The following is a 23,249-nucleotide window of genomic DNA, read 5'->3' on the forward strand; positions in this document are numbered from 1 at the left end:
CCCACCCTATGGCTTGGATGTGACTTAGGCCACCCTTCCAGGTGCAGTCCGGATGCATTCCGTCGGCATTCTTATCCGGCCTCCGGCCGGGCCGGCAGTTTCTTTTGCCAGGCAGCCTCGTCACCGGCCGGTGCGAAGCCAAGGGCTAGGTTGATGTCCAGCATGTGGCTGTTCTCCGCCGCGTTCCAGGTGTACAGCCGGCGGCCCTGCGGCCAGGACTCCGCTACGCGCTGCAGGTTCCGGGCCTTGAGCCAGAGGCCCAGGCGGTGGCCGCGATGCGCACGCAGCACCAGGGTGTCCTCTTGGTACACGACCTCGGGTTGTTCCGGAAACCACTCAAGGACGGTATGCCCGACAAGGTCGCCGGTGGGCGCGTGCTGCACTGCCACCACCAGGCTCCGGCCGTTCATGCGCTTGAGGTTCTCCTCCTTGTGCCGCACCCGGACCGCGTCCCAGACTTCCTCCTCGTAGTCGAGTTCTCCGAGGGGAGCGTCGGTGCTCATCCGCTGGCGGAGCACAGCGTATTGGTCCAGGTATTCCGGCGGGCAGCTGTCAGCCCACTCCACCAGCCGGTAGCTGCCGGCGGCCCTGGCCGCGGCCGACTCCACCTGCCCGATCAGGCGGCCGGCGTCGGCGGGTATCGGCATCCGGCTGCACCGGTCCACTTGTTCCAGCTGGAAGCCGCTCGACGTGGCAAACCGGACAGCCGGCGATGCCGCCGGAGCGGAGCCGTACCCCGTTTCGGCCTGCAGCATCGCCTGACCCTCCATCTTGAAACCTACCGGGTGTTCGCTCCACGACTGGAGCGTGGTCCGGCCCCGGCTTCCCGCCAGTGCTTCGGCTTCAGCCAGCAGCCGTCGGCCGATTCCCCGGCGCCGGTACTGCGGGTGCACCGCCACAAAAACATAGCCGTTTTGTTCATTGTCTTGCAGCGACAGTTCCAGCAAGGCACGGCCTACGTGACGATCTCCGTCCCTGGCTGCCCAGAGATAGGTGGCCGTGTAGTCGTTGGCACGGGAACCTTCCAGCCTGGCGGCCGGACTGACCCAAAAATCGTTGTTCCCCCACAACAGGCAGCTGACCAGGTTGGCCAGCTCAGCGGAGGCAGTGAAGTCGGCACCCGCTTGCCCTGCCAGCGACTCCGGGATCGGTAGCGGCGCGATGGTGATCGACGTAATCGGCATGTCGGCTCCTCGGACCTGCACGAGTGATTGAGTCTTACCAATCACCTTACGGCATGGCGTCGGGCCAACACCAGAGTCGGTGTAGGCGCAGTCAGCCCGGCCTGCGCCACAGCGCGACCAACGCCGTCTCCCGGCCAGCACCACAGCGCGACCAACGCCGTCGCCTCGGCCAAAAGCACAGCCGACCTGACCTGTCATCCCGATCAACCCGCCGCGGGCACCCCTGCCGCCCGGCCCAGTATGGAAGGACCCGGAGGTCCGGCGTAGGCTGTCCAGACACAGGACCGGCCCGGGACTGAATCTGGTTCTGCGCCACAGGGGAGAAAAAGATCGGAGTCAGCCATGGCCAGCAACAGCGCTACCGGCACAGTCGTCGTAGGAGTCGATGGTTCCGAAGCCTCGCTTGAGGCCCTGCGAGAGGCCCAACGCCTGGCCGAGCCGCTCGGTGCCGATCTTGAGGCCATCGCCGTCTGGGAGTTTCCGCAGATGTACGACGGCTACACCGTCATGGGGATCGACGGGTTCAAAGAGCGGGCCGGACAGATCCTGCACGAATCTGTGGAGAAGGCTCTTGGCCCGGACAACAATGTCCGCACGCGCTTGGTGCGGGGTGCTGCCCGGCAGGCCCTGATCGAGGCCAGCAAAGAGGCCCGGATGCTGGTGGTCGGCCGGCGCGGCCACGGCCGGTTTGGTGGCTTGCTGATCGGCTCGGTCAGCTCGGCCTGTGTGGCACACGCACATTGCCCCGTTGTGGTGGTGCATACTCCGGAATCCGATAAGACGAACTGAGGTTCCCGGCCGGAACCTGTTAAACGGAACCCGGCGTTAAAACGGCAATGGCCGCAGCGTGATGCTGCGGCCATTGCCGGTGGACGCCGTTGCCAGCGAACGTGAAGTCCTGACTAGGCCTCCACAGCCACCTTGGTCACGTTCGGGTCCACGGCGATGCCGGGGCCGAAGGTGGTGGCGACGGTGGCCTTCTGGATGTAGCGGCCCTTGGAAGCGGACGGCTTCAGGCGCAGTACTTCTTCCAGAGCGGCGGCGTAGTTCTCCACCAGCTTGTTGGCGTCGAAGGACACCTTGCCGATGATGAAGTGGAGGTTGGCGTGCTTGTCGACGCGGAAGTCGATCTTGCCGCCCTTGATGTCGTTGACAGCCTTGGCCACGTCTGGGGTCACCGTACCGGTCTTCGGGTTCGGCATCAGGTTACGCGGACCCAGGACCTTACCCAGGCGGCCGACCTTGCCCATCAGTTCCGGCGTCGCCACGGCGGCGTCGAAGTCGGTCCAGCCGCCCTGGATCTTTTCGATCAGGTCGTCGGAGCCAACGAAGTCGGCGCCGGCGGCGATTGCGGCCTCGGCCTTGTCGCCGGTGGCGAAGACCAGCACGCGGGCGGTCTTGCCGGTGCCGTGCGGCAGGTTGACCGTGCCGCGGACCATCTGGTCAGCCTTGCGCGGGTCAACGCTGAGGCGGAAAGCCACCTCAACGGTCGCGTCGAACTTCGACGGGTTGGTCTCCTTGGCCAGGGTGATTGCCTCGACCGGGGCGTAAACCTTGTCCGCCTCGATCTTGGCTACAGCTGCCTCATATGCTTTGCTGCGCTTTGCCATCTGCTTTTTCTCCTTGTGCAGTTGTGGTCTGCGGACCGCGCTCGGCCCTGCCACAACGACGGCGGTGTTCCCACCTTTGGCGAGCCATGTCGCCGTCGTTCTTTGAATTGTTTTGTTGGGGCCGAAACAGGACGAAAGTCCTGGCACGACCGCCGGGCTAGGGGGTTAGCCCTCGCTACTCGACCTCGATGCCCATGGAGCGGGCGGTGCCGGCGATGATCTTGGCAGCAGCCTTGATGTCGTTGGCGTTGAGGTCATCCATCTTGGTGCTGGCGATCTCGTCGACCTGCGCCTGGGTCAGCTTGGCAACCTTGTTGGTGTGCGGGGTAGCCGAACCCTTCTGCACGCCTGCGGCCTTCTTGATCAGCTCGGCGGCCGGCGGGGTCTTGGTGATGAAGGTGAAGGAACGGTCTTCGTAGACCGTGATTTCAACCGGGATCACGTTTCCGCGCTGGGATTCCGTGGCAGCGTTGTACGCCTTGCAGAATTCCATGATGTTGACACCGTGCTGACCAAGTGCCGGACCGATCGGCGGTGCCGGGTTGGCGGCGCCTGCCTGGATCTGCAGCTTGATGAGGCCGGTGACCTTTTTCTTGGGGGCCATATCGGGTCCTTCTCTCACATTACGTACCGCGGCACAGGAGCGTGCCTGCGGTGGTTGGCCGCCATGGCGTGGCGGCCGCCCGTGCGGGCCCGGCTAAAGCGGGTCCGGATCCGCACGAAGTCTTTGGTTACTGGATCTTGGTGACCTGGCTGAACGAGAGCGTGACCGGGGTTTCGCGCTCGAAGATGGTCACCAACACCACCAGCTGCTGGGATTCCGGCTTGATCTCGGAGATCGTTGCCGGCAGCGTCTCGAACGGCCCGTCGTTGACCGTGACCGACTCGCCGACCTCGAAGTTGACGGTGATCGGCGTGCTCGAGGCTGCGGCCTTGCCAGCTGCCTTGCCCGCGGCCTCCGGCTTGGCGCCGGTGATGGTGTGCTCCAGCATGGAAGCAACTTCCTTCAGGCTCAGCGGCACCGGGTTGTGGGCGTTGCCCACGAAGCCGGTCACGCCCGGCGTGTGGCGGACAGCACCCCAGGAGGCGTCGGTCAGGTCCATCCGGACCAGCACGTAGCCGGGAATGCGCACGCGCTTGACCAGCTTGCGCGTGGTGTTCTTGATCTCCACGACCTCTTCCATGGGGACCTGGATTTCGTAGATGAAATCTTCCATGTTCAGGGTCTGGATACGCGTTTCCAGATTGACCTTCACGCGGTTTTCGTAGCCGGCGTAGGAGTGGATGACGTACCAGTCGCCGGGCTGGCGGCGCAGCTTGGCGCGGAACGCTTCGAGCGCTTCCTCTTCGGTCTGCTCGACCTCTTCGGCGGCCTCTTCGGCAGCGGCGGCTTCGGTCATGCCTGCCTCGGCAGCGGCCTCGGCCGCCTCGTCGAGAACCGGGGCGTCGTCGGCAGCCTGGTCAAGCTCGCTGGCCAGATCGGTACCGGCAGTCTCTGCGTCTTCAACGCCAGAAGCCGACACCTCGTCGGTGCCGGTCTCGGTAACCTGCTCGTCTGCTTCCAGCTCCACGTTCTCTTCGGAGTTCTGGGCTTCGAGTTCCTGGTCGGACACTTGGCTTCCTGCTTTCTTCTTCAGCTCACTTGGCTCGCGCCGGCTTTCCGCCGTCGTCGTCATCCATCCGTACGGCTGCCGCATACACGGGCGTTACTGTTCGGGTATGCCGTCTCCGAAGACGAAGAACGCGGCCTGGCCGAAAACCAGATCCAGCAGCGTAACGAGCAGCATCATGATGGCCACGAATGCAATCACTACCAGCGTGTAGTTCACCAGTTCCCTGCGGGTCGGCGTGACGACCTTTTTGAGTTCTGCGATGGTCTGGCGGACAAACAAAACGATCCGGGCGAAGAAACCGCGCTTGTCGGTCTTTCGTCCGGTGGGGCGCCCCTTGGGGCTACTGGCAGCCGTATCGGTCAACCTGGCCTCACTCATTCTGTCCGGTGTCCGGCCCGGGTCGGCCTCGGCCGGCCTGAACCACTGCTTCGTGCTGGGATGCTGAACTGCTGCAGTCATGTCTGCGACGGTTCTGCGCAGGGCAGACAGGACTCGAACCTGCAACCTGCGGTTTTGGAGACCGCTGCGCTACCAATTGCGCCACTACCCTATGGAGCCGAATACCGCCTGATGGTCCCGCCGGGCGGGCATGGAACATCATGGCGTTTTCAACACCGGAGATCTAGTTTACGCCAGCGATGCGCCGACGTCGAACCGGACCCCGTTTGCCGCCCGGAAAGGCGACTGATCCATTATGCAACATTTCCGACGGCCCCTTGACCACGCGGGGGTTCCCGGGTGGCCGCCGGGCGTTCTCAGGTCCCCGGGCGTATCCGGCTTCCCTGGGCATTCCCGGACAGCACCAGGGACTTCTAGGCAGCGGCTACGCGCGCCACCCAGTGGCCGCGGTGGCGCGCAAGCCGGCCGCGGATTGTTGGACCGCGGGCCGCGGTGCCCGCGCAGGCGGGACATGGCCGACGGCCTGCACCTAGACTATGAAACAGTCCTACACGCTACTGAAGACGGGAATCCCATGCCTGCCAACGCCCGCGTCTCCCGGCGCATCGCGTCCATCGCCGAATCCGCCACCCTCGCCGTCGATGCCAAGGCCAAGGCGCTGAAGGCTGCCGGGCGTCCGGTGATCGGCTTCGGGGCGGGCGAACCGGACTTCCCCACACCGGAGTACATCGTTGAGGCCGCCATCGAAGCCGCCCGGCAGCCGCGTTTCCACCGCTACTCCCCCGCCGGCGGGTTGCCTGAGCTGAAGCAGGCTATTGCGGATAAGACGCTGCGTGACTCCGGCTACCAGGTGGATCCGTCCCAGGTGCTGGTGACCAACGGCGGCAAGCAGGCCGTCTACGAATCCTTCGCCACCTTGCTGGACCCGGGCGACGAAGTCCTGGTCCCCACACCGTTCTGGACCACCTACCCGGAGGCCATCCGGCTGGCCGGCGGCGTCCCGGTGGAAGTTTTCGCCGGCCCGGAGCAGGGCTACCTGGTGACCGTTGACCAGCTTGAAGCCGCGCTGACCGACAACACCAAGGTGCTGCTGTTCGTCTCCCCGTCCAACCCCACCGGCGCCGTCTACTCGCCCGAACAGGTCGCCGAGATCGGGCGCTGGGCTGCCGCAAAGGGCTTGTGGGTGATCACCGACGAGATCTACGAGCACCTGACCTACGACGGCATGCCGTTCACCTCCATCGCCACCGCGGCGCCGGAACTGGGCGACAAGGTGGTCATCCTCAACGGCGTCGCCAAGACCTACGCGATGACCGGCTGGCGGGTGGGCTGGATGATCGGCCCGAACGACGTGGTCAAGGCCGCCACCAACATGCAGTCGCACGCCACCTCCAACGTGGCGAACGTGTCCCAGATGGCTGCGCTGGCGGCCGTGTCCGGACCGCTGACCGCCGTGGACGAAATGAAGGTCGCCTTCGACCGGCGCCGCAAGGCCATGGTGGACGGCTTAAACGCCATCGACGGCGTGGAATGCCCGACGCCGAAGGGCGCGTTCTACGCGTATGCCGACGTCCGCGGGCTGCTGGGCAAGGAATTTTCGACGGCGAACGGCACCATCCGCCCGGCGACCTCCGCAGAACTGGCCGCCCTGATCCTCGATGAGGTCGAAGTCGCCGTCGTCCCGGGCGAGGCCTTTGGCCCCTCCGGCTTTGTGCGGCTGTCCTACGCCCTCGGCGACGACGATCTCGCCACCGGCGTCGGCCGGCTGCAGGAGTTCCTGGCCAAGGCCAAGTAACTCACCCCGGCCGCCCTGGGGCCGGTACGCCTCTCGGTGGTGCCGGTCCTCGGCGCGGCCCGCCTCGGCGGTCCCGCCTCTCGGGCGGTACCGCCGCCCGGCAGCCTTCACACCCAGCCGAACGCCGCGGCAGCCCCAGGGCCGTGAGCAGCAGTTGCCTCGGCGTCGTACCGAATCGCAGCTTACGGCCCCGGACGCCGGGCCGTACGCTGCGCGGCGGCTCCGGCACCGGGTCTCTCGTTCCAATGCTCCTCAATCCCGTTATTCCGACCGTCACTATGCCGCCCGTGCGGCTACCCCACGGCCGGCGAAGTACCGGCTGACTGGCCGCAAGATGGACTCCGGATCGTCGAGAATGTCTCCGGCAGGAAGCACTAACAGGTCCCGGCCGAGGAGCGTCAGTTCGTTCCAGCGGCGCCGGTCCTCGGTGAAGGACGCCTCGTCGGAGTGGTAGTTTTTGCCGTCGATTTCCAGCAGCAAGCGGCCTTCAACTTCCAGGTCGATCCTGCCGACTCCTTCGATCCGTCTCTGACAAACCACGTTGTAGCCGGACGAGCGCAGTACGTGGCGGGCCAGTGTTTCCGGGACTGACATGGACGCCGGGTCGATGGCCTCGATGACCTCGTCTGCCCGCTTGCTCCCCCGCCCACGGCTGAGCCGGCGCGCGTCCTCCACGGTGATGTGGCCCTGAACGACAGCAGATTCAATGATGACAAGGGCTTCTCTGAGTGGAAAGCAGCTCAGGACTTGCCGGAGACAAACGTCAATCGGAACTACCGTGCCGTGTGCTTCCCGGGTTCGATGCACCTTGCCGTAGCGCGGCTTGGCAACAGAGCGCGGAGCACTCACATGGAGGCCGCGGTAGGGCCTGTGCACCCACAAGCCGTGAAACGCTGCAGCGCTGAAACACCCCACGGAGGCACCGATCGCCTTGGCTTGTGCAATTTCAGCGACCACATCGAGGATCGCGTAAAGACCAAAGCGGATCCGCTGCACGGACCCCGCTTCAACGGCTTCCTTCAATCTTCGCGCCGTCACACCCGCGTCCTGTAGCCGACGCCATCGTGCAATTCCGCCTTGTCGACGCAGAGCCATCACCGGATCCATGGCACAAGCCTGCTAGGTGGCGCGTAGTTCGGGCGGCATGCCCCGGAATGTGTGGATAACTGCTGGACCCCCTTCTGGCCCGTTTGGAAAGCTCGACGTGCCGAGGAAGGTGCCGTCTGAGTCCTTAGCCGTCCCGCCAGGCGATGTATGTACGCTATACGCCACATTGGCCCAGCCAACGGTCCCGCTTTGTCGCATCTGCGTGATGAAGTGACCATATAGCCAGCAGATGCGGAAACTCCCAACCGGTTTGGCAGGCAATGTGGCGCATCCTGTACAGGGCAGCACGAAGGAGCAGGCTTGGAATCTCGGTAAGTATGTCTTGGCGCATCACAGCGAGCATGCCAGAGGCGCGGCGCAGCCAGCCCGTCGCCCACAAGACCATCCCGAGTGCTCCGGCAGATTGAGCGGCTTTCGGACGGTCGGGCAGGGCGCCGGCCGGCTGCCCTACAGGATCCGGCGGTCGACGGCCCAGCGGGTCAGCTCGTGCCGGGACGACAGCTGCAGTTTGCGCAGGACGGACGAGACGTGGGTTTCGACGGTCTTGATGGAGATGAACAGTTCCTTGGCCACTTCCTTGTACTGATAGCCGCGGGCGATCAGCCGCATGACTTCCAGTTCGCGCGCGGAGAGCTTGTCCAGCTCGTCGTCCACGTTGGCTACCGCTGCCGTGCCGAAGGCGTCCAGCACGAACCCGGCCAGACGCGGCGAGAAGGCGGCGTCCCCGCCCGCCACACGCTGGACGGCGTCGGAAATCTCCGCCCCGGATACGGTCTTGGTGACATAGCCGCGGGCGCCGGCCCGGATCACGGTGACCACGTCTTCGGCTGAATCGGAAACGCTCAGGGCCAGGAACTTGGTCTCCCCCAGCAGGGCCGCGCAACCCGCAACCACCTCGGCCCCGCCGCCGCCCCTTCCGCCGGGCAGGTGCACGTCCAGCAGCACTACGTCGGGCCGCTGCTCATGGATGGCCGCAATTGCCTGCTCCACCGTCGCGGCCTCGGCAACGACCTCGATCCGCTCGTCCAGATCGGCTTTCAAGCCCGAACGGAAGATGGCGTGGTCGTCAACGACGACCACGCGGATGGGTTCGGTCACGATGCGGTTCCTTCCTGAGGGTGTTCCAAGCTGAGATGGACTTCGGTGCCGCTGCCGGTATTGCGGATCCGGGCCTCGCCGCCGTGGCGTTCCATCCGGCCGATCAGCGATTCACGGACGCCCATCCGGTCCGGCGGCACGGATGCCAGCTCGAACCCGGGACCCCGGTCGCGGACAAAGACTTCGCTGCGCGCCGGTGTGCACTCAACATAGACCGAGATGCCGCCGCCTGCATGTTTGGCCGCGTTTTGCACAGCTTCACGGGTGGCATGCACCAGGACCTCATGCCGGTCGGTCATAGCCGCATCGCCCACTGCCACCACTTCCACCGGGTGCCCGTAGGCGTCTTCGATCTCCGCTGCCACTGCCTTGACCCGATCGACCAAGTTGCCTTCCTCCTGCCGCTTGTCCCGGTACAACCATTCGCGCAGTTCGCGTTCCTGCGCGCGGGCCAAACGGGTCACGTCCTGCTCCGACCCGGCACGGTTCTGGATCAGCGCGAGCGTCTGCAACACGGAGTCATGCAGGTGCGCGGCAATTTCGGCCCGTTCAGTTTCCCGGATGCGGCCGGATCGCTCGGTCTCCAAATCGCGCCAATACTTCAGCACCCACGGCGCCAGGACCAGCAGGACGCCGGCCAGCACGGCCAGCGAGGCAAACAACGTCGGCCACATGGCCTCCCAGGTGATCGACCCGGACACCATGGTGACGATGCCGGCCACCACCAGCACCAGCCCGGCCAGCAACCGCACGGCACCCTGCGCGCCGGTGGCACCGGCGCGGTCCATCAGTCCACTGCGCCGGGAATCATCCAGCTGCATCCAGGCGATCACCGCACCGGCCGCAATGGCGAGGACGGGCAGCCATGTTCCCCACGGCAGATTAATGCCGGCGAGCTGTGCGACGACGGCGCCGCCCGCCAGCACCAAGGCCGCGCCGATCAGGATTTCCTTGCCGCCGCGCTGCAGCAGCCGCGGCGCGGCCACTTCGGCCTGCACTGCAGCTGCGCCGGGCTGTGTGAGGGGCTGGCCAACAGGCCGGCTGACGCTGCCATCCCGGGCGGTCACGTCTCGGCCTGTGCCATCCCGGCCGGCGCCGGAAGCGCCGAATCCCCGGGCGAAGTTCTCCGCAATGTTCCGCGGGTTGAAGGCGCGCTGGGCAGCCATGGCTTCATCGGCGGCGGTGGGTACCAGCAGCCAGAGCCATATGTAAAGCAGCGCCCCCGCACCGCCGGCCAGCGCCAAGACCACCATTCCCACCCGGACGATTCCAACCGAGACGTTCAGGTGTCGGGCCAGTCCCGCGCACACGCCCGCAATGATGCGGTCCTCGGTCGACCGGATGAGTGGTTCTCGCATGGGTTAATCCAAGCATGCGCCGCAGCCCCGACCTACCATCCTGCCCGAATTCAGGGGAACCCCGGCCGGGCGGTCAGGGAAGGGTCAGGGTGGCACCCCATAGAGGAAGGGTGGCGCCAGTTGGAATGATCTAACTATGACCTCACACGCACCGACCCCGAATGACGGCACTGACCGCCCAGGCGATCCGGACCAGCAGCCGGACGCCTCCGAACAAACTCCCGGGCAAGCCCCGGCGCCCGCATCCGACGAGCCGGAGATCGCCGAAGCAGAGGCCGCACAGCCGGCGATTGCGGAAGCGGATGCGCCCGAGCCTGACTCTGCTCCGGCCGCTGCTACACACGCCGATGACGCTGCCCGCTACGATGACGCCGAGCCCGTCGAGGCACCGCGGCCCGACGACGCTGCCCGCGACGACAATGCCGACGACGCTTTCCGCGACGGCACCGACTCCCCTGCCGACGACGCCGGCGGCGACGCTTTCCGCGATGACCGTGGGACCAACCCCACCGAACCGCTTGCCGCGGAAACCTACCCGACCACACCGATCGGCTCCGGGTACACCCGCGGACCTGCCGGTTCCGACTTCACCGGAGGCCCGGCGGGATCCGACTTCACCGGCGGACCTGCCGGTTCCGACTTCACCGGAGGCCCGGCGGGATCCGGCTACACCGGTGGACCTGCCGGCCCCGGCTACACCGGCGGACCGGGCTTTGGCAGCGGCAACGCGGGCTTTCCGCCGCCTCCGCCGTCGGGCGCTGCCGGCGCATTCCCTCCCCCGCCGCCCGGTGGACCGGTGGGGCCGCCGAGCAACGCATTTTTTAACTGGTTTCGTAACCTCGGCATGCCCCGCGGGCAGGACCGCTGGATCGGCGGCGTCGCCTCGGGCGTTGCACACCGGATCGGGCTGGACCCGATTCTGGTCCGCGGACTGTTCATCCTGCTGGCCGTCTTCGGCGTCGGCGTGCTCCTCTATGGCATCGCGTGGGCGCTGCTGCCCGAGCCGGACGGCCGCATCCATGCCGAAGAAGCAGGACGCAGCAGCTGGACGGCCGGCATGACCGGCGCGGTGATCTTCACCGTCCTCGGCGTGTTCAGCCGGCCCTTCGGCTGGTTCACCAACGACTGGGGCTGGGGCTTCGGCGGCTTCGTCTGGGCCGCCATCTGGGTCGGCGCCGTGGCGTTCTTTGTCTACTGGCTGGCCACGCGCAACAAGGACGGCGCTCCCGCCGGTACGTCGCAGCATGGGACCGCGGGTTTCCCGCCGGCACCTGCTGCGTCCGGACCAGGCACCTCCACATATGGCAGCGAGTATGACAAACCTGCCAGCACCTCCACCGATCCGGCCGCGGGCAGCCACTCCGGCCCGTCCCACTCCCCCGGCTCCAACTTCGGTTCGGCCTCCGGCTGGGGATCAGCCTCCAGCTTCGGGTCGACGCCGGCTGCCGGGACCGGTTACGGAACCTCCGGCGGCTACCAGGGCCCGCCCCGTCCGACCTACCCGCAGCCGCGCCCGTACCCGCAGCCAGCCCCGGTACCGCCGAAGCCCGCACCCCGCGGACCCTCGGGCGCAGCCATCGCGCTGACCCTGGGCGCCGCGATGCTGGCAGCCGGCGCCGTGCTGGGACTGAATGCGCTGGAGTTTGTTGAACTGGGCCTGAACGTTGTCCCGGTCGCGATCGCCTCCGCACTCATCGTGATCGGCCTCGGCGTCGTCGTGACCGGCTCCCTGGGCCGCACCTCCGGGATCCTCGGGTTCCTGGCCGCCGTGGGGCTGGTGCTGTCGCTGGTCTTCTCTGCCGGAATGCAGTGGACGGCCTCCAACTTCGCCATCGCCTCCAGCCGCACCTGGACCTCGACCGCCGCCCCGGCAGCGGGCGACGGCTACAGCGTGGTGGCCGGCAACGGCACCGTGGACCTGCGCGGCGTGTCCGGGTCCCGCTTCGGAGGCCCCGCTGTCGTCCCGGTCAACGCGGTTGCTGCGTCCGTCACGGTCATCATTCCTGACGACGTACCGGTGAAGGTTGAAACACAGATGGCGCTCGGCAACGTCGAGTACGCCACCCCCTCGGACAGCGGACGCCAGTCCGGCGTCTGGCAGCCCGGAACCTACATCATCAACGACGACGGCGGCGCGCCGGAGATCATCCTGTCCGTCAGGGGCGCGGTCAGCAGCGTCGACATCCTGACCGTTAGCGAACTGGAGCAGAACCAATGAGCACTGAATACAAGCACGACGACGATCGCCGGCCCCGCGTGGGCACCATCATCTGGGGACTGATCGCCATGGCCGTGGGCCTGCTGGTGCTCGCCGGATCCTGGTGGAACATCAGCTTCAACTGGGCCTACGTCATGATCGCCCTGCTGATCGGCTCCGGCCTCGCCCTGGTGGTGGCCGGCGTGCTGAGCGCCACCCGCAACCGCGGCCGATAATCCTGGCCGGCACACGATAACCCCCAACTGCCGACACCTTCCCCTGGCCACCCGCCCGGCAAGGGCAGTTACTTCCCCGAGTGACAACAGCTCCCGAACACGAAAGCATGGTCCCATGGAAACTTTTTACCGAATGCTCCGCTCCAGCCCGGTCCGGCGCGGGCCCGACCGCTGGGTGGCCGGCATCTGCGGAGGCATCGCTGCAAAGTTCGGCTGGGACGTGACGTGGGTGCGCATCGCCACCCTGCTGATCTTCCTGTTCCCCGGCATCGGCCTCGGCACCTACTTGGTGCTCTGGCTCTTGCTGCCGAAATACGACGGCAGCATTGCGCTGGAGAACCTGCTCCGCAAGTTCTGACCCGCCTGGGCGACAGCCAGACCGGAGCCTCCGCGCATGCGGGGGCTCCGGCACTTTTAAGCGGCAAGCCACCGCGGGAAGTGTGGGCTTTGGTACGTTAGGCGCGGCTCCTTGTGACTGCGGTGAGGTTCCTACGTAGAATCGAGGCGGGCTCAATGGGGTGCTCGCACTGACCGGCCGGCCACCGAGAAGGAGTACCCATGAGGATCGGCATCATGACCAGCGGCGGGGATTGTCCCGGCCTGAACGCGGTGATCCGCGGCATTGTGCTCAAGGGCATCACCGCACACGGGCACGAGTTCGTAGGCTTCCGCGACGGCTGGCGCGGCGTGGTCGAGGGCGACTTCATGAAGCTGCCGCGGCACCAGGTGCGTGGCATTTCCAAGCAGGGCGGCACCATCCTGGGCACCTCGCGCACCAACCCGTACGACGGCCCCAACGGCGGGCCGGAGAACATCCAGCGGACCCTGGACAAGCTGGGTGTCGACGCGCTCATCGTGATCGGCGGCGAGGGCACCTTGGCCGGCGCACACCGGCTCACCGAGGCCGGGCTGAAGATCGTGGGCGTGCCCAAGACCATCGACAACGATCTGGAAGCCACCGACTACACCTTCGGTTTCGACACCGCCGTGCAGATTGCCACCGAGGCGATCGACCGGCTGCGCACCACCGGCGAATCGCACCACCGCTGCATGATTGCAGAGGTCATGGGCCGTAACGTCGGCTGGATTGCGCTGCACGCGGGCATGGCCTCCGGAGCGCATGCCATTCTGATTCCCGAGCAGCGTGTCACCATCGACCAGGTCTCCGAGTGGGTGCTGCACGCGCAGAAACGCGGCCGCGCCCCACTGGTGGTGGTGGCGGAAGGCTGGGTTCCGGACGGCGAGCTGGGCCCGCACGCCGAGCGCGGGCTGGACAGGTTCGGCCGGCCCCGGCTGGGCGGCATCGGCGAACGGCTGGCCCCGGAGCTGGAAGCGCGCACCGGCATCGAGACCCGCGCCACGACCCTGGGCCACATCCAGCGCGGCGGAGTTCCCTCCGGCTACGACCGCGTGCTGGCCACCCGTCTGGGCATGGCGGCGGTGGATTCGGTGTCCGCCGAACGCTGGGGCACCATGGTGGCGCTGCGCGGCACGGACATTGCGCACGTGGGTTTCGAGTCCGCACTGAACAACTTAAAAACGGTCCCGCAGCACCGTTACGACGAGGCAAGGGTTCTCTTCGGCTAAGCCTTCAGTAATCTGGCCGGTATGCGATTGGACGCAGGAACAGCCGACATTGTGCTGCTGGCGTGGGCACGTTTGCTGGGGTTTGCCGACAACGCCTTCGCCTCGGGCGGGGGCCGGCTGACCAAGATCAACAACGACGCCGGTGCGCTCACCTTTGTGCGCCTGTTCGACAGATCCGCATTGGTCGGCCCGGAATGGGCGGTGGAAGCGGCCGCCCCCTACTCGGACGACGAGCTCACCGAGTACCAAACGCTGATGCAGGTGAGCCGGGAGCACGGCGGCCACGGGCTGGGCAAGGCGGTGCTGTCCTACGCGGACGATATGCCGGTGGTGCAACCCGAACGGGAGGCCACGGTGTCCACTGCGGGCAGTGACGTCGCCCGTCTGGAGGCCATGTGCCCGCCGGACGACAACCACGAAGTGGGGCTGGCCGGCATGGACAAGTCCTTTGTGCTGCTGGACGGCAGCACGCCGATGGCCGGCGCCGGCTACAAGGAATGGCAGCAGATCCTGGCCAACCTGAGTGTGCTGACTGCGCCTACCTACCGGCGCCGCGGCGCCGGGGCGCTGATCGCGGCAATCGCCGGCCACGAGGCGCTCTCCTCCGGGCTGATCCCGCAGTGGCGCTCGCATGAAGCGAATGAAGCCTCCCGCGCACTGGCCGCCAGCCTGGGCTTCTGGGACGCCGGCACCCAGACGTCGGTGATCCTGCCGAAGGGCTAAAACGCCGAAGGACTGAGACTCAGCGCGGCGCGCGCAAGAACCCGGTCTGCCGGCCGACCACCTGGCCGGCGTCGGTGGTGACGATGACTTCCTGGGCGGCGTCATAGCTCTCGCCGTCGTCCACCACCGTCAGCTGCGCCTGCGGATCGGCCGAGCGCTTGACCACTGCCAAGGCAATCGGCCCCATTTCGTAATGCTGTGCCGCGGAGGTAATGGCACCGACCCGCTTGTCGCCGAGCAGGACGTCGCTGCCCGGGGCAGGAAGCGTGTGCTGGGAGCCGTCCAACTGGAGGAACACCAGCCGGCGCGGCGGATGGCCAAGGTTGTGCACGCGGGCAATGGTCTCCTGGCCCTTGTAGCAGCCCTTGGCCAAGTGCACGGCGGTGCGGAGCAGATCGAGCTCATGCGGAATGGTTTTCTCGTCCGTCTCGGCGCCGAACCGCGGGCGCCAGGCCGCGATCCGCAGTGCCTCTGCCGCCCAGACGCCGGCCAGCTGCAGGCCGGTAACGGCAGCCTCAAGTTCGTCGGCCGGCAGCAGATACTCGTACCAAGTCCGCTCCAGGCCGGGGTGCTGGGGTTCGTTGATCCCGGTGTAGGCATAGCCGCCAACGCCGATCTGCGGCCACGGGTCCTGCCACACAGTCCTGCCGTCGAACGCCGGCACCGGTTTGACCGAACCGACCACGGCCCAGTCCGCGGTGACATCGGCGACGTCGACCCGCAGCATGAACTTCATCGAGTCCAGCCAGGCGGCCAGCGGCGCGGCCTCGAAGGACTCGACAATCAGCCAGGTGCGTTCGCCGTCGTCCACAATCCGGGCGTCGTATTCGATCCGGCCCTGCACGGTGAGCAGCAGAGCCTCGCTGGACTGCCCCGGCTGCAGGTTCAGCAGCAACTGCGAAGAAAGGGTGTTCAGCCAGCTCAGCCGGTCCTCGCCGGCCACGGTCACCACACCGCGGTGCGACAGGTCCACCACGGCTTCGCCGCGCGCCAGCGCCCGCTGTTCGCGCAGCGGGTCGGAATAATGGGCGGCTACGCCGGCGTCGGCTCCGGAGGCTTCGACGGCGCCGGTCTGCAGAAGCAAGGGGCTGCGGTAAGTCATATTGGCATCAACTCCTGACGGCGGTGCCGAATTCCCGAGGGGCCGGCCTCCAACGGTATCGGCCCCTGGCGGTGACGGTTTCTGGCGGTGCCGGTTTCGATCAATATCGGCTTCTGAGCGGTGCCTGCCCGGCGACCTGGAGGGGCCAGATGTGCCGTCCCGGCAGGCGAGGTCGCTCGTGGTTGAGGTCGCCCGTGATTGAGGGCGCCAGCGGCTCAGGGGCGCTTGAAGATCAGGGGCGCTTGGTGAGGATGGCCGAGGCGTGCGGGGCCAGGTCTTTGCCCTTGGCCGCGGCCACGTCCCAGCGCCAGTAAAGGTCATTGTTGACCAGGCCGAAGATCCGGGTGGCCGCGCTGTAGTCCTTGGACTGCGATCCGCGCATGACCATGTCCGTGCTCAGCTGCACGCGCGGGCCCTTGATCTGGCCATAGTAAAGCTCGGAGATGCCGCCCGGGTGCACGATGGTGGCGGTGATGTCGAAGCCGCCGTCGGCGTTACGCAGCTCTTCGACTTCGTCCGCTGATTTCAAAGCCGGCACAATGTCCGCCGGGACCAGGCCCGGTCCGACGTCGGCGTCATTGAGTTTGCGGTCGAGCGCCCAGAAGCCGGTTTCCACCGACAACGGCCGCAACCGGTTGCCGTCCTCATCGGTGAGCCAGCTTTCGGCGGTGTACTGCAGGTAGGGCAGGCCGTTCTGCGTGAACGTGGCCTTCTGGACGAAGTGTTCGTCCTCCTCCTCGCCCGCGCCCAGCCGGCCAGCACCTTCCCAGGTACCGAGAAGCCATGACAGCGGCACCAGTTCCGGGGTCAGCTCCGTGGGCAGTTCAATCGGCATGATGAAGCGACGGGCCGCTTACTTCTGGCCCTTGAACAGGCGGACGACCACCAGCGAGGCGACAGCTGCAATGGACAGGCCGGCGAGGACCAGCAGGGAAAGGAAGGCGATTTCAAGACCGAGATACGACATGGCTCCATAGTAACGGGCCGGACGGAACGATGCCTGCTTGCGACGTAACCACCCGCTGTGACCTCGATCATTCGGGCGCACCTGCCGGCGCCGTACACACCACGTTTCCCGGCCGCGGCTTGATCAGCGCAGCAGCATCCGCTCCAGGAAGTAGACCAGCGAACCGGCAGACATCACCGGCGCCGCTCCCGCCGCGAGCATCGCCGACAGCCGGGTGGGGCCGCCGCCGGCCAGGATCAGCCGACGGAAGCAGACCAAGATGACGCCGACGACGGCGCCTACGACTGCTGCGGCAAGCATCGGCACGTTGGAGAACAGCGGGGCGGCCAGGGTCCCCGCCAGCGTAGCCAACACGACGCCCAGCGGCGCCACGATGCGGTCCGGCCAGGGCAGCAGGCAGACGCCGATGGCCACCAGCATGCTGATGCCGGTCACCAGCATCATGCCCGTGTTGGCGGCATTGGCGGCGAGCCGTTCGGCCGCCACCCACCCGGCCCCCAACGAGGTCAGCACCAAGCCTGTGCTGGTGCCAAAAGTGGATTCAAGCCGGTGTGGCTGCCCGGTTCCGCGGAGCAACTGGATCAGGAAAACGGCCATCACGCCGAGGGCAATCACCACGGCCATCCACATCAGCGGCATGCCGGAGGGGGCCACGCTGGCGAGCACCGCCGTCGCAATTCCTGCCAAGGAAATGACCACCGACAAGGTCTTTTTGGCGGGCACCTCCAGCAACACCGGCCAGCCGACCCCGATCACCACGGCGGTAACGCACACTACGGCCGTCAGCACGGGAAGGGACAGGTAGGAGGCACCGATGACGGCGCACAGTACGGCGGCCGCTGCTACGGCGACGATCCACGTTTTCACGCTAGTCATACTGCCTTATGACGCAGGGGCGGTGCGAGAACGCGCGGGGGTCCACGCCGTGGGCGCTATACTTGTGCCACCGTCCGGCAGTGTTCGCCTGCTTTGAGAGGACCTTCCGGGCCAAGCCCGATGATGTGCGCCGCAAACCCCTTGGAGGAACCATGCCGCACATTCTGCTGTTGACCAACAGCCCCGGCTCATCGATTGGCGTCCTGCCGGCCCTGGAACTGCTGAACCATAAGGTCCACATCCTGCCGGCAGAACCCACTGCACTGCTGGAAACCGACCCGGCCGACGTGGTGATGGTCGACGCCCGCAAAGACCTGGTCGGTGCGCGCTCGCTCACCCAACTGCTGAAGGCCACCGGGCTGGGCGCCCCGCTGATGCTGGTCCTCACGGAAGGCGGCATGGCCGCCGTCAGCGCCAACTGGCTGGCCGACGACGTGGTTCTGGACACGGCCGGGCCGGCCGAGGTGGAGGCGCGGCTGCGGCTGGTGATCGCCCGGGCCCACGCCGGCGACGAGGAAACCAGCACGGAGATCCACGCCTCCGGTGTGGTGATCGACGAGGCCAGCTACACGGCGCGGGTGGGTGGGCAGCCGCTGAACCTGACCTACAAGGAATTCGAGCTGCTCAAGTACCTGGCCCAGCACCCCGGCCGGGTCTTCACCCGCGACCAACTGCTGCACGAAGTCTGGGGCTACGACTACTACGGCGGCACCCGCACAGTGGATGTGCACGTGCGGCGGCTGCGGGCCAAGATGGGCTCCGACCACGAGCAGTTGATCGGCACCGTCCGGAACGTCGGCTACCGCTTCACGCTGGTCCGCGCCTCGGAAGAGGCACCCGCCGACATCGCGGGCTAAAGCAGGCCCCGGCGAACCCGCAGCCTGCCCGACCCGCAGCCTGCCCGGGCCGCAGCCTGCCCGGGGAAAGCGCCCGCCGACGTCGCCGGTTAAAGCCGCCAAACGGCCCCAGCCGCCGACCCGCTGCCTGCCCGAGGAAAGCGCCCGCCGACGTCGCGGGCTAAGCCGGTCCCCGCGGACCCGGCAGCACGCCCGCGCAAGCACCCGCCGAGCGTATTGCGCGCGCCAACCTCCCGCGGCGGCCCGCGCTAGCCCGCGGCCGCCGCCTGCTCGGATAGTCTGTGCTCATGACTGCATCGGATTCCGACCTGTGGCCCGTGCTGACCATCAAGGGCGCCCCTGACACCGAGACCCTCGCGGACATCAAGGCGCTCGCCGCCGCGGCCGAAGAATCCGACGGGAACCCGCCGCTCTCCGAGCAAACCTGGGTAAACCTGCGCGCCGCGGAATCCGGCGACTTGCTGGTGCTGGCAACCTACGCCGGCGAAGAGCGCTCGGATCCCGCCACCGCGAGCGCACTGGCCGGCGTCGCCGTCGTCAGCCTCGCCACCGCGGCCGGCGCCGACAGCGTCCTGGAACTGGTGGTGCACCCCTCCTACCGCGGCGAAGGTGTGGGCCTGCGGCTGGCCGAAGCGGTGCAGCAGCACACCGAACTGCCCGATCTGAAGGCCTGGTCGCACGGCGGGCACGAGGCAGCCGGGCGGCTGGCCGCCCGCTTCGGTTTCACCCCGGTGCGCGAGCTGTGGCGGATGCGCTTGACCCACCCTGCGGGAATGCCCGACGCCGAGCTGCCGGCCGGCGTCGTCATCCGAGCCTTCGTGCCCGGTCAGGACGAGGAAGCCTGGTTGGCCGCGAACGCCGCCGCCTTCGCCGACCATCCCGAACAGGGCGCCATGACCCTGTCCGATTTGCAGGCCCGCATGGCGGAAGACTGGTTCGACCCGGCCGGCTTCCTGCTGGCGGAGCGTCCGGACGGCGGCGGACTGCTCGGTTTCCACTGGACCAAAATCCATCCGCGGACCGGCAGCCATCCGTCGATCGGCGAGGTCTACGTGGTCGGGGTGACGCCGCAGGCACAGGGCACCGGGCTGGGCAAGGCCCTGACCATCGCCGGTATCAAACACCTGCAGGACGCCGGCGAGCACGCGATCATGCTCTACGTGGACGCGGACAACGAGCCGGCAGTGGGGCTGTACCGCAAGCTCGGCTTCACCCGCTGGGATGTGGATGTGATGTACGCGGCGCAGGCTCAGGCTGACGGGCAATAGTCGGTAATCTTATAGGTACCCGGCGCCTCGAGGAGAGGAGAGTCCGGCCCGCCGATGTAAGCAGGAGAGAGCATGGTCACCGAACCTGAAGCCGCAGCCATTCCCCGCTTAGGGTCTTCCGAGATGGTTCCTGCCCGCGCCACCCAGGACCGCATCGACATTCCGGAGTTCGCCCCCTCGCTGACCCCGGACGGCAACTTCACCCTGGACCGGTTCCTGGACCGCGAAATCAGCTGGCTGGACTTCAACGCCCGGGTCCTGGAGCTGGCCGAGGACGAGGACCTCTACTTGCTGGAACGGCTGAACTTCCTGTCCATCTTCGCCTCGAACCTGGACGAGTTCTTCATGGTCCGGGTGGCCGGCCTGAAGCGCCGGATCGCCACCGGGCTGGCGGTCCCCTCCGCGGCCGGGCTCTCGCCGAGCGAGCAGCTGGAACAGATCAAGGTCGCCGCGCACAAGCTGCAGCACCGCCATGCCCGGATTTTCGCCGAGCAGATCCGCCCGGCGCTGGCCTACGAGCACATCCACGTTGTCCGCTGGGATGAGCTGGACGAGGCGGCCCGCACCGAGCTGTCGGTGATGTTCCGGGAGCGGGTGTTCCCGATCCTGACGCCGCTGGCGGTGGACCCGGCCCACCCGTTCCCCTACATCTCCGGGCTCTCGCTGAACCTGGCCGTGATTGTCCGCAACCCGGTGAGCGAGAAGGAACTCTTCGCCCGCCTGAAGGTGCCGGACCAGCTGCCCCGGCTGATCGCCGTCGACGGACCCCGGGCCGGCTCGGTCCCGGGCCGCACCGCGCGGTTCATCCCGCTGGAGGACGTCATTGCCCAGCACCTGGACCTGCTCTTCCAGGGCATGGAAGTGCTGGAGCACCACACCTTCCGGGTCACCCGCAACGAGGATCTGGAAGTCGAAGAGGACGACGCCGAGAACCTGCTCCAGGCGCTGGAAAAGGAACTGCTGCGCCGCCGCTTCGGACCGCCGGTCAGGTTGGAAGTGGCCACGGACATCAACCCGAGCGTGCGCGAACTGCTGGTGCGCGAGCTCGGCGTGGAGGAATCCGAAGTGTACGCGCTGCCCGCACCGCTGGATCTCCGCGGGTTGGAGGCCATCTACCGGATCGACCGGCCGGACATGAAGTACCCCAAGCAGTTGGCGCATACCAGCCGCTTCCTGAACGAGAGCGAAACCTCCAAGGCCGCGAATGTGTTCGCCGCCATGCGCCGACGCGACATCCTGCTGCACCATCCCTACGACTCGTTCTCCACTTCGGTGCAGGCCTTCCTGGAACAGGCCGCCGCCGATCCGAAGGTCCAGGCGATCAAGCAGACCCTGTACCGGACGTCGGGCGATTCACCGATCGTGGATGCGCTGATCGACGCCGCCGAAGCCGGCAAGCAGGTGCTGGCCTTGGTGGAGATCAAGGCCCGGTTCGACGAGCAGGCCAACATCGACTGGGCCCGAAAGCTGGAGCAGGCCGGCGTCCACGTGGTTTACGGCATCGTGGGCCTGAAGACGCACTGCAAGCTCTCGCTGGTGGTGCGCCAGGAGGGCGACGGGCTGCGGCGCTACTGCCACATCGGCACCGGCAACTACCATCCGCGCACCGCCCGCTATTACGAGGACCTTGGCCTGTTAACGGCCAATTACCAGGTGGGCGAAGACCTCTCCAAGCTGTTCAACCAGCTCTCCGGCTACGCGCCGAAGTCCACCTTCAAACGCCTGCTGGTGGCACCGCGTTCCGTGCGGTCGGGACTGATTGACCGGATCGAGAAGGAAATCGCCAACAGCAAGGCCGGCCTGGCCGCGCGCGTGGTGATCAAGGTGAATTCCATGGTGGACGAGGCCATCATCGACTCGCTCTACCGTGCCTCGCAGGCCGGTGTGAAGGTGGACGTGATTGTGCGCGGCATCTGCGCGGTGCGCCCGGGCGTGCCGGGGCTCAGCGAGAACATCCGCGTCCGCTCCATCCTGGGCCGCTTCCTGGAGCACTCCCGCGTGTTCGGCTTCGCCAACGGCGGCGACCCGGTGGTCTACATCGGCTCCGCGGACATGATGCACCGTAACCTGGACCGCCGTGTGGAGGCCCTGGTGCAGCTGAACTCGAGGGAGGACATCAACGACCTGCTGGCCCTGTTGGACCGGTACATGGACCCGGGCACCGCCAGCTGGCATCTGGACAGCGACGGGGCGTGGACCCGGCACCACAAGGACGACGACGGCAACCCGCTCTCGGACATCCAGTCCTGGCTGCTCGCCTCCCGGTCCCGCCAGCGCACCCTCACCCGCCGCTGATGACGCAGAACAAAACCGACGACGCCGGCGCTCCCCCGGGCGTCAAAGTCACCGCTGCGGGGGCCCTGTGTTGGCGCGTCCGCCAGGGCCGGCTAGAGGTGCTGCTGATCCACCGTCCGCGTTACGACGACTGGTCCTGGCCCAAGGGCAAACTGAACAGCGGCGAAACCACACCCGAGTGCGCCGTTCGCGAGGTCGACGAGGAAATCGGCGTGCAGGTCCGGCTGGGCATTCCGTTGCCCACCATCTACTACCGGGTGAACCCCGGGCTCAAGCAGGTGCTTTACTGGGCTGCCAAGCTGGACAAGCAGGACCCGGTTCCCGACGGCAACGAAGTGGACCGCGTGCTCTGGTGCGCACCGGCCAAGGCACGCGAACTGCTGAGCAACCCTTCCGACGTCGAACCGCTGGACGCGCTGGTGGAAGCACACCGGCTGAACGAACTGGATACCTATCCGTTCGTCGTCGTCCGCCACGCCAAGGCCAAACCGCGGTCCGCCTGGTCACAGGCCGAGGGCGAGCGCCCGCTGGTGGCGACGGGGCGGCGGCAGGCCCTGGCGGTCTGCCGGATGCTGTCCGCCTGGAAGCCCAAGCGCATCGTTTCCAGCCCCTGGCTGCGCTGCGTGCAGACCGTCACGCCGTACGTGTTGCACACGCAGACCAAGCTGCGGACCGTGGACGCGATTACCGAACACAACAATGAGCGCAACCCGAAAAAGGCCCGCGCCGCACTGTTCCAGATGTTGGAGAAGGGCAAGCCGACGGCCGTCTGCACCCACCGGCCCGTGCTGCCGAACCTGTTCAAGGTCCTTGCCGACCGGATGGACCCGGTGCTGGCCGAGAAGCTGCCCACCGAGGACCCCTATCTGCGGCCCGGCGCCGTGCTGGTCTGCCACATCTCGAAAAAGCAGCATGGAAAAATTGTGGCGATGGAAATCCTCGACGCCTACGACGACTGAAGCCCGGCCACCCTTGAC

22 protein-coding genes and 1 tRNA gene are annotated in these 23,249 nt (G+C 66.9%); 11 read left to right on the forward strand and 12 right to left on the reverse strand.

Features of this window, described 5'->3' with window-relative positions:
- Positions 1 to 71: 71 nt before the first annotated feature.
- Positions 72 to 1,184, reverse strand: coding sequence for a GNAT family N-acetyltransferase (locus E4J89_RS04895; protein WP_169303921.1), 1,113 nt, complete (start codon positions 1,182 to 1,184; stop codon positions 72 to 74).
- Positions 1,185 to 1,526: 342 nt separating this feature from the next.
- Here E4J89_RS04895 and E4J89_RS04900 point away from each other — a divergent pair, with 342 nt between their 5' ends.
- A complete protein-coding gene (locus E4J89_RS04900) occupies positions 1,527 to 1,973 on the forward strand; it encodes a universal stress protein (protein ID WP_136784955.1) in 447 nt (148 codons plus the stop codon).
- A gap of 113 nt (positions 1,974 to 2,086) precedes the next feature.
- Here the strand turns inward: E4J89_RS04900 and rplA are convergent, their stop codons facing one another.
- From rplA to E4J89_RS04925, 5 genes are all read right to left on the reverse strand, one after another.
- On the reverse strand, positions 2,087 to 2,794 hold the full coding sequence (gene rplA, locus E4J89_RS04905; protein ID WP_136784956.1) for a 50S ribosomal protein L1: 708 nt from the start codon (positions 2,792 to 2,794) through the stop codon (positions 2,087 to 2,089).
- A 175-nt stretch (positions 2,795 to 2,969) separates the two neighbouring features.
- Complete coding sequence (gene rplK / locus E4J89_RS04910) at positions 2,970 to 3,398, reverse strand: 50S ribosomal protein L11 (protein ID WP_136784957.1); 429 nt, start codon at positions 3,396 to 3,398, stop codon at positions 2,970 to 2,972.
- Between the two features lie 127 nt (positions 3,399 to 3,525).
- Positions 3,526 to 4,407, reverse strand: coding sequence for a transcription termination/antitermination protein NusG (gene nusG / locus E4J89_RS04915; RefSeq protein ID WP_240691705.1), 882 nt, complete (start codon positions 4,405 to 4,407; stop codon positions 3,526 to 3,528).
- A gap of 93 nt (positions 4,408 to 4,500) precedes the next feature.
- On the reverse strand, positions 4,501 to 4,785 hold the full coding sequence (secE, locus tag E4J89_RS04920) for a preprotein translocase subunit SecE (RefSeq protein WP_136785023.1): 285 nt from the start codon (positions 4,783 to 4,785) through the stop codon (positions 4,501 to 4,503).
- A 99-nt stretch (positions 4,786 to 4,884) separates the two neighbouring features.
- Positions 4,885 to 4,957, reverse strand: a tRNA-Trp gene (locus E4J89_RS04925).
- Between the two features lie 423 nt (positions 4,958 to 5,380).
- Here E4J89_RS04925 and E4J89_RS04930 point away from each other — a divergent pair.
- A complete protein-coding gene (locus E4J89_RS04930; protein ID WP_136784959.1) occupies positions 5,381 to 6,601 on the forward strand; it encodes a pyridoxal phosphate-dependent aminotransferase in 1,221 nt (406 codons plus the stop codon).
- A gap of 276 nt (positions 6,602 to 6,877) precedes the next feature.
- On the opposite strand, the gene E4J89_RS04935 is transcribed toward E4J89_RS04930, so the two are convergent.
- The 3 genes from E4J89_RS04935 to E4J89_RS04945 all read right to left on the reverse strand — a co-directional run bounded on the left by E4J89_RS04935 (position 6,878) and on the right by E4J89_RS04945 (position 10,164).
- A complete protein-coding gene (locus E4J89_RS04935) occupies positions 6,878 to 7,708 on the reverse strand; it encodes a type IV toxin-antitoxin system AbiEi family antitoxin domain-containing protein (RefSeq protein ID WP_136784960.1) in 831 nt (276 codons plus the stop codon).
- 447 nt (positions 7,709 to 8,155) lie between these two features.
- A complete protein-coding gene (locus tag E4J89_RS04940) occupies positions 8,156 to 8,806 on the reverse strand; it encodes a response regulator transcription factor (protein WP_136784961.1) in 651 nt (216 codons plus the stop codon).
- The gene (locus E4J89_RS04945; protein WP_136784962.1) at positions 8,803 to 10,164 is read right to left on the reverse strand and encodes an ATP-binding protein; all 1,362 of its coding nucleotides are present in this window, start codon (positions 10,162 to 10,164) and stop codon (positions 8,803 to 8,805) included. The genes E4J89_RS04940 and E4J89_RS04945 overlap by 4 nt, the downstream gene beginning before the upstream one ends.
- Positions 10,165 to 10,300: 136 nt before the next feature.
- Here E4J89_RS04945 and E4J89_RS04950 point away from each other — a divergent pair, with 136 nt between their 5' ends.
- The 5 genes from E4J89_RS04950 (at position 10,301) to E4J89_RS04970 (ending at position 14,907) form a co-directional block, all read left to right on the forward strand.
- On the forward strand, positions 10,301 to 12,382 hold the full coding sequence (locus E4J89_RS04950) for a PspC domain-containing protein (RefSeq protein ID WP_136784963.1): 2,082 nt from the start codon (positions 10,301 to 10,303) through the stop codon (positions 12,380 to 12,382).
- Positions 12,379 to 12,597 carry a hypothetical protein gene (locus E4J89_RS04955; RefSeq protein WP_136784964.1) on the forward strand — a complete coding sequence of 73 codons (219 nt, stop codon included), beginning with the start codon at positions 12,379 to 12,381 and terminating at the stop codon, positions 12,595 to 12,597. The genes E4J89_RS04950 and E4J89_RS04955 overlap by 4 nt, the downstream gene beginning before the upstream one ends.
- 115 nt (positions 12,598 to 12,712) lie before the next feature.
- The gene (locus E4J89_RS04960; RefSeq protein WP_136784965.1) at positions 12,713 to 12,955 is read left to right on the forward strand and encodes a PspC domain-containing protein; all 243 of its coding nucleotides are present in this window, start codon (positions 12,713 to 12,715) and stop codon (positions 12,953 to 12,955) included.
- 200 nt (positions 12,956 to 13,155) lie between these two features.
- Positions 13,156 to 14,184, forward strand: coding sequence for a 6-phosphofructokinase (locus tag E4J89_RS04965; protein WP_136784966.1), 1,029 nt, complete (start codon positions 13,156 to 13,158; stop codon positions 14,182 to 14,184).
- A gap of 21 nt (positions 14,185 to 14,205) precedes the next feature.
- Positions 14,206 to 14,907 carry a GNAT family N-acetyltransferase gene (locus E4J89_RS04970; protein WP_136784967.1) on the forward strand — a complete coding sequence of 234 codons (702 nt, stop codon included), beginning with the start codon at positions 14,206 to 14,208 and terminating at the stop codon, positions 14,905 to 14,907.
- Positions 14,908 to 14,926: 19 nt separating this feature from the next.
- On the opposite strand, the gene E4J89_RS04975 is transcribed toward E4J89_RS04970, so the two are convergent.
- The 3 genes from E4J89_RS04975 to E4J89_RS04985 all read right to left on the reverse strand — a co-directional run bounded on the left by E4J89_RS04975 (position 14,927) and on the right by E4J89_RS04985 (position 17,852).
- Positions 14,927 to 16,009, reverse strand: coding sequence for a glycine cleavage T C-terminal barrel domain-containing protein (locus tag E4J89_RS04975; RefSeq protein WP_136784968.1), 1,083 nt, complete (start codon positions 16,007 to 16,009; stop codon positions 14,927 to 14,929).
- 232 nt (positions 16,010 to 16,241) lie between these two features.
- Positions 16,242 to 16,844: an FABP family protein gene (locus E4J89_RS04980; protein WP_136784969.1), complete on the reverse strand. Its 603-nt coding sequence runs from the start codon at positions 16,842 to 16,844 to the stop codon at positions 16,242 to 16,244.
- A gap of 255 nt (positions 16,845 to 17,099) precedes the next feature.
- On the reverse strand, positions 17,100 to 17,852 hold the full coding sequence (locus E4J89_RS04985) for a hypothetical protein (RefSeq protein ID WP_240691707.1): 753 nt from the start codon (positions 17,850 to 17,852) through the stop codon (positions 17,100 to 17,102).
- Between the two features lie 152 nt (positions 17,853 to 18,004).
- Between E4J89_RS04985 and E4J89_RS04990 the strand changes: the two genes are divergently transcribed.
- The 4 genes from E4J89_RS04990 to E4J89_RS05005 all read left to right on the forward strand — a co-directional run bounded on the left by E4J89_RS04990 (position 18,005) and on the right by E4J89_RS05005 (position 23,231).
- Entirely contained in the window at positions 18,005 to 18,709 is a 705-nt protein-coding gene (locus tag E4J89_RS04990) for a response regulator transcription factor (protein WP_136784970.1), read from the forward strand.
- Between the two features lie 287 nt (positions 18,710 to 18,996).
- Complete coding sequence (gene mshD, locus E4J89_RS04995) at positions 18,997 to 19,977, forward strand: mycothiol synthase (RefSeq protein WP_136784971.1); 981 nt, start codon at positions 18,997 to 18,999, stop codon at positions 19,975 to 19,977.
- Positions 19,978 to 20,049: 72 nt separating this feature from the next.
- Positions 20,050 to 22,272 carry an RNA degradosome polyphosphate kinase gene (locus E4J89_RS05000; protein ID WP_136784972.1) on the forward strand — a complete coding sequence of 741 codons (2,223 nt, stop codon included), beginning with the start codon at positions 20,050 to 20,052 and terminating at the stop codon, positions 22,270 to 22,272.
- Positions 22,272 to 23,231, forward strand: coding sequence for an NUDIX hydrolase (locus E4J89_RS05005; protein ID WP_136784973.1), 960 nt, complete (start codon positions 22,272 to 22,274; stop codon positions 23,229 to 23,231). Before E4J89_RS05000 ends, E4J89_RS05005 begins: the two co-directional genes overlap by 1 nt.
- Positions 23,232 to 23,249 lie beyond the last annotated feature (18 nt).

It is taken from the genome of Arthrobacter sp. CAU 1506, from assembly GCF_005047635.1.
Classification (GTDB): domain Bacteria; phylum Actinomycetota; class Actinomycetes; order Actinomycetales; family Micrococcaceae; genus Crystallibacter.

Coding starts and splice junctions, on each gene's coding strand:
- E4J89_RS04895 (WP_169303921.1), bottom strand. CDS start 1,184: ATGCCGATTACGTCGATCACCATCGCGCCGCTACCGATCCCGGAGTCG.
- E4J89_RS04900 (WP_136784955.1), top strand. CDS start 1,527: ATGGCCAGCAACAGCGCTACCGGCACAGTCGTCGTAGGAGTCGATGGT.
- rplA (WP_136784956.1), bottom strand. CDS start 2,794: ATGGCAAAGCGCAGCAAAGCATATGAGGCAGCTGTAGCCAAGATCGAG.
- rplK (WP_136784957.1), bottom strand. CDS start 3,398: ATGGCCCCCAAGAAAAAGGTCACCGGCCTCATCAAGCTGCAGATCCAG.
- secE (WP_136785023.1), bottom strand. CDS start 4,785: ATGAGTGAGGCCAGGTTGACCGATACGGCTGCCAGTAGCCCCAAGGGG.
- E4J89_RS04930 (WP_136784959.1), top strand. CDS start 5,381: ATGCCTGCCAACGCCCGCGTCTCCCGGCGCATCGCGTCCATCGCCGAA.
- E4J89_RS04935 (WP_136784960.1), bottom strand. CDS start 7,708: ATGGATCCGGTGATGGCTCTGCGTCGACAAGGCGGAATTGCACGATGG.
- E4J89_RS04945 (WP_136784962.1), bottom strand. CDS start 10,164: ATGCGAGAACCACTCATCCGGTCGACCGAGGACCGCATCATTGCGGGC.
- E4J89_RS04950 (WP_136784963.1), top strand. CDS start 10,301: ATGACCTCACACGCACCGACCCCGAATGACGGCACTGACCGCCCAGGC.
- E4J89_RS04955 (WP_136784964.1), top strand. CDS start 12,379: ATGAGCACTGAATACAAGCACGACGACGATCGCCGGCCCCGCGTGGGC.
- E4J89_RS04960 (WP_136784965.1), top strand. CDS start 12,713: ATGGAAACTTTTTACCGAATGCTCCGCTCCAGCCCGGTCCGGCGCGGG.
- E4J89_RS04965 (WP_136784966.1), top strand. CDS start 13,156: ATGAGGATCGGCATCATGACCAGCGGCGGGGATTGTCCCGGCCTGAAC.
- E4J89_RS04970 (WP_136784967.1), top strand. CDS start 14,206: ATGCGATTGGACGCAGGAACAGCCGACATTGTGCTGCTGGCGTGGGCA.
- E4J89_RS04975 (WP_136784968.1), bottom strand. CDS start 16,009: ATGACTTACCGCAGCCCCTTGCTTCTGCAGACCGGCGCCGTCGAAGCC.
- E4J89_RS04980 (WP_136784969.1), bottom strand. CDS start 16,844: ATGCCGATTGAACTGCCCACGGAGCTGACCCCGGAACTGGTGCCGCTG.
- E4J89_RS04985 (WP_240691707.1), bottom strand. CDS start 17,852: ATGACTAGCGTGAAAACGTGGATCGTCGCCGTAGCAGCGGCCGCCGTA.
- E4J89_RS04990 (WP_136784970.1), top strand. CDS start 18,005: ATGCCGCACATTCTGCTGTTGACCAACAGCCCCGGCTCATCGATTGGC.
- mshD (WP_136784971.1), top strand. CDS start 18,997: ATGACTGCATCGGATTCCGACCTGTGGCCCGTGCTGACCATCAAGGGC.
- E4J89_RS05000 (WP_136784972.1), top strand. CDS start 20,050: ATGGTCACCGAACCTGAAGCCGCAGCCATTCCCCGCTTAGGGTCTTCC.
- E4J89_RS05005 (WP_136784973.1), top strand. CDS start 22,272: ATGACGCAGAACAAAACCGACGACGCCGGCGCTCCCCCGGGCGTCAAA.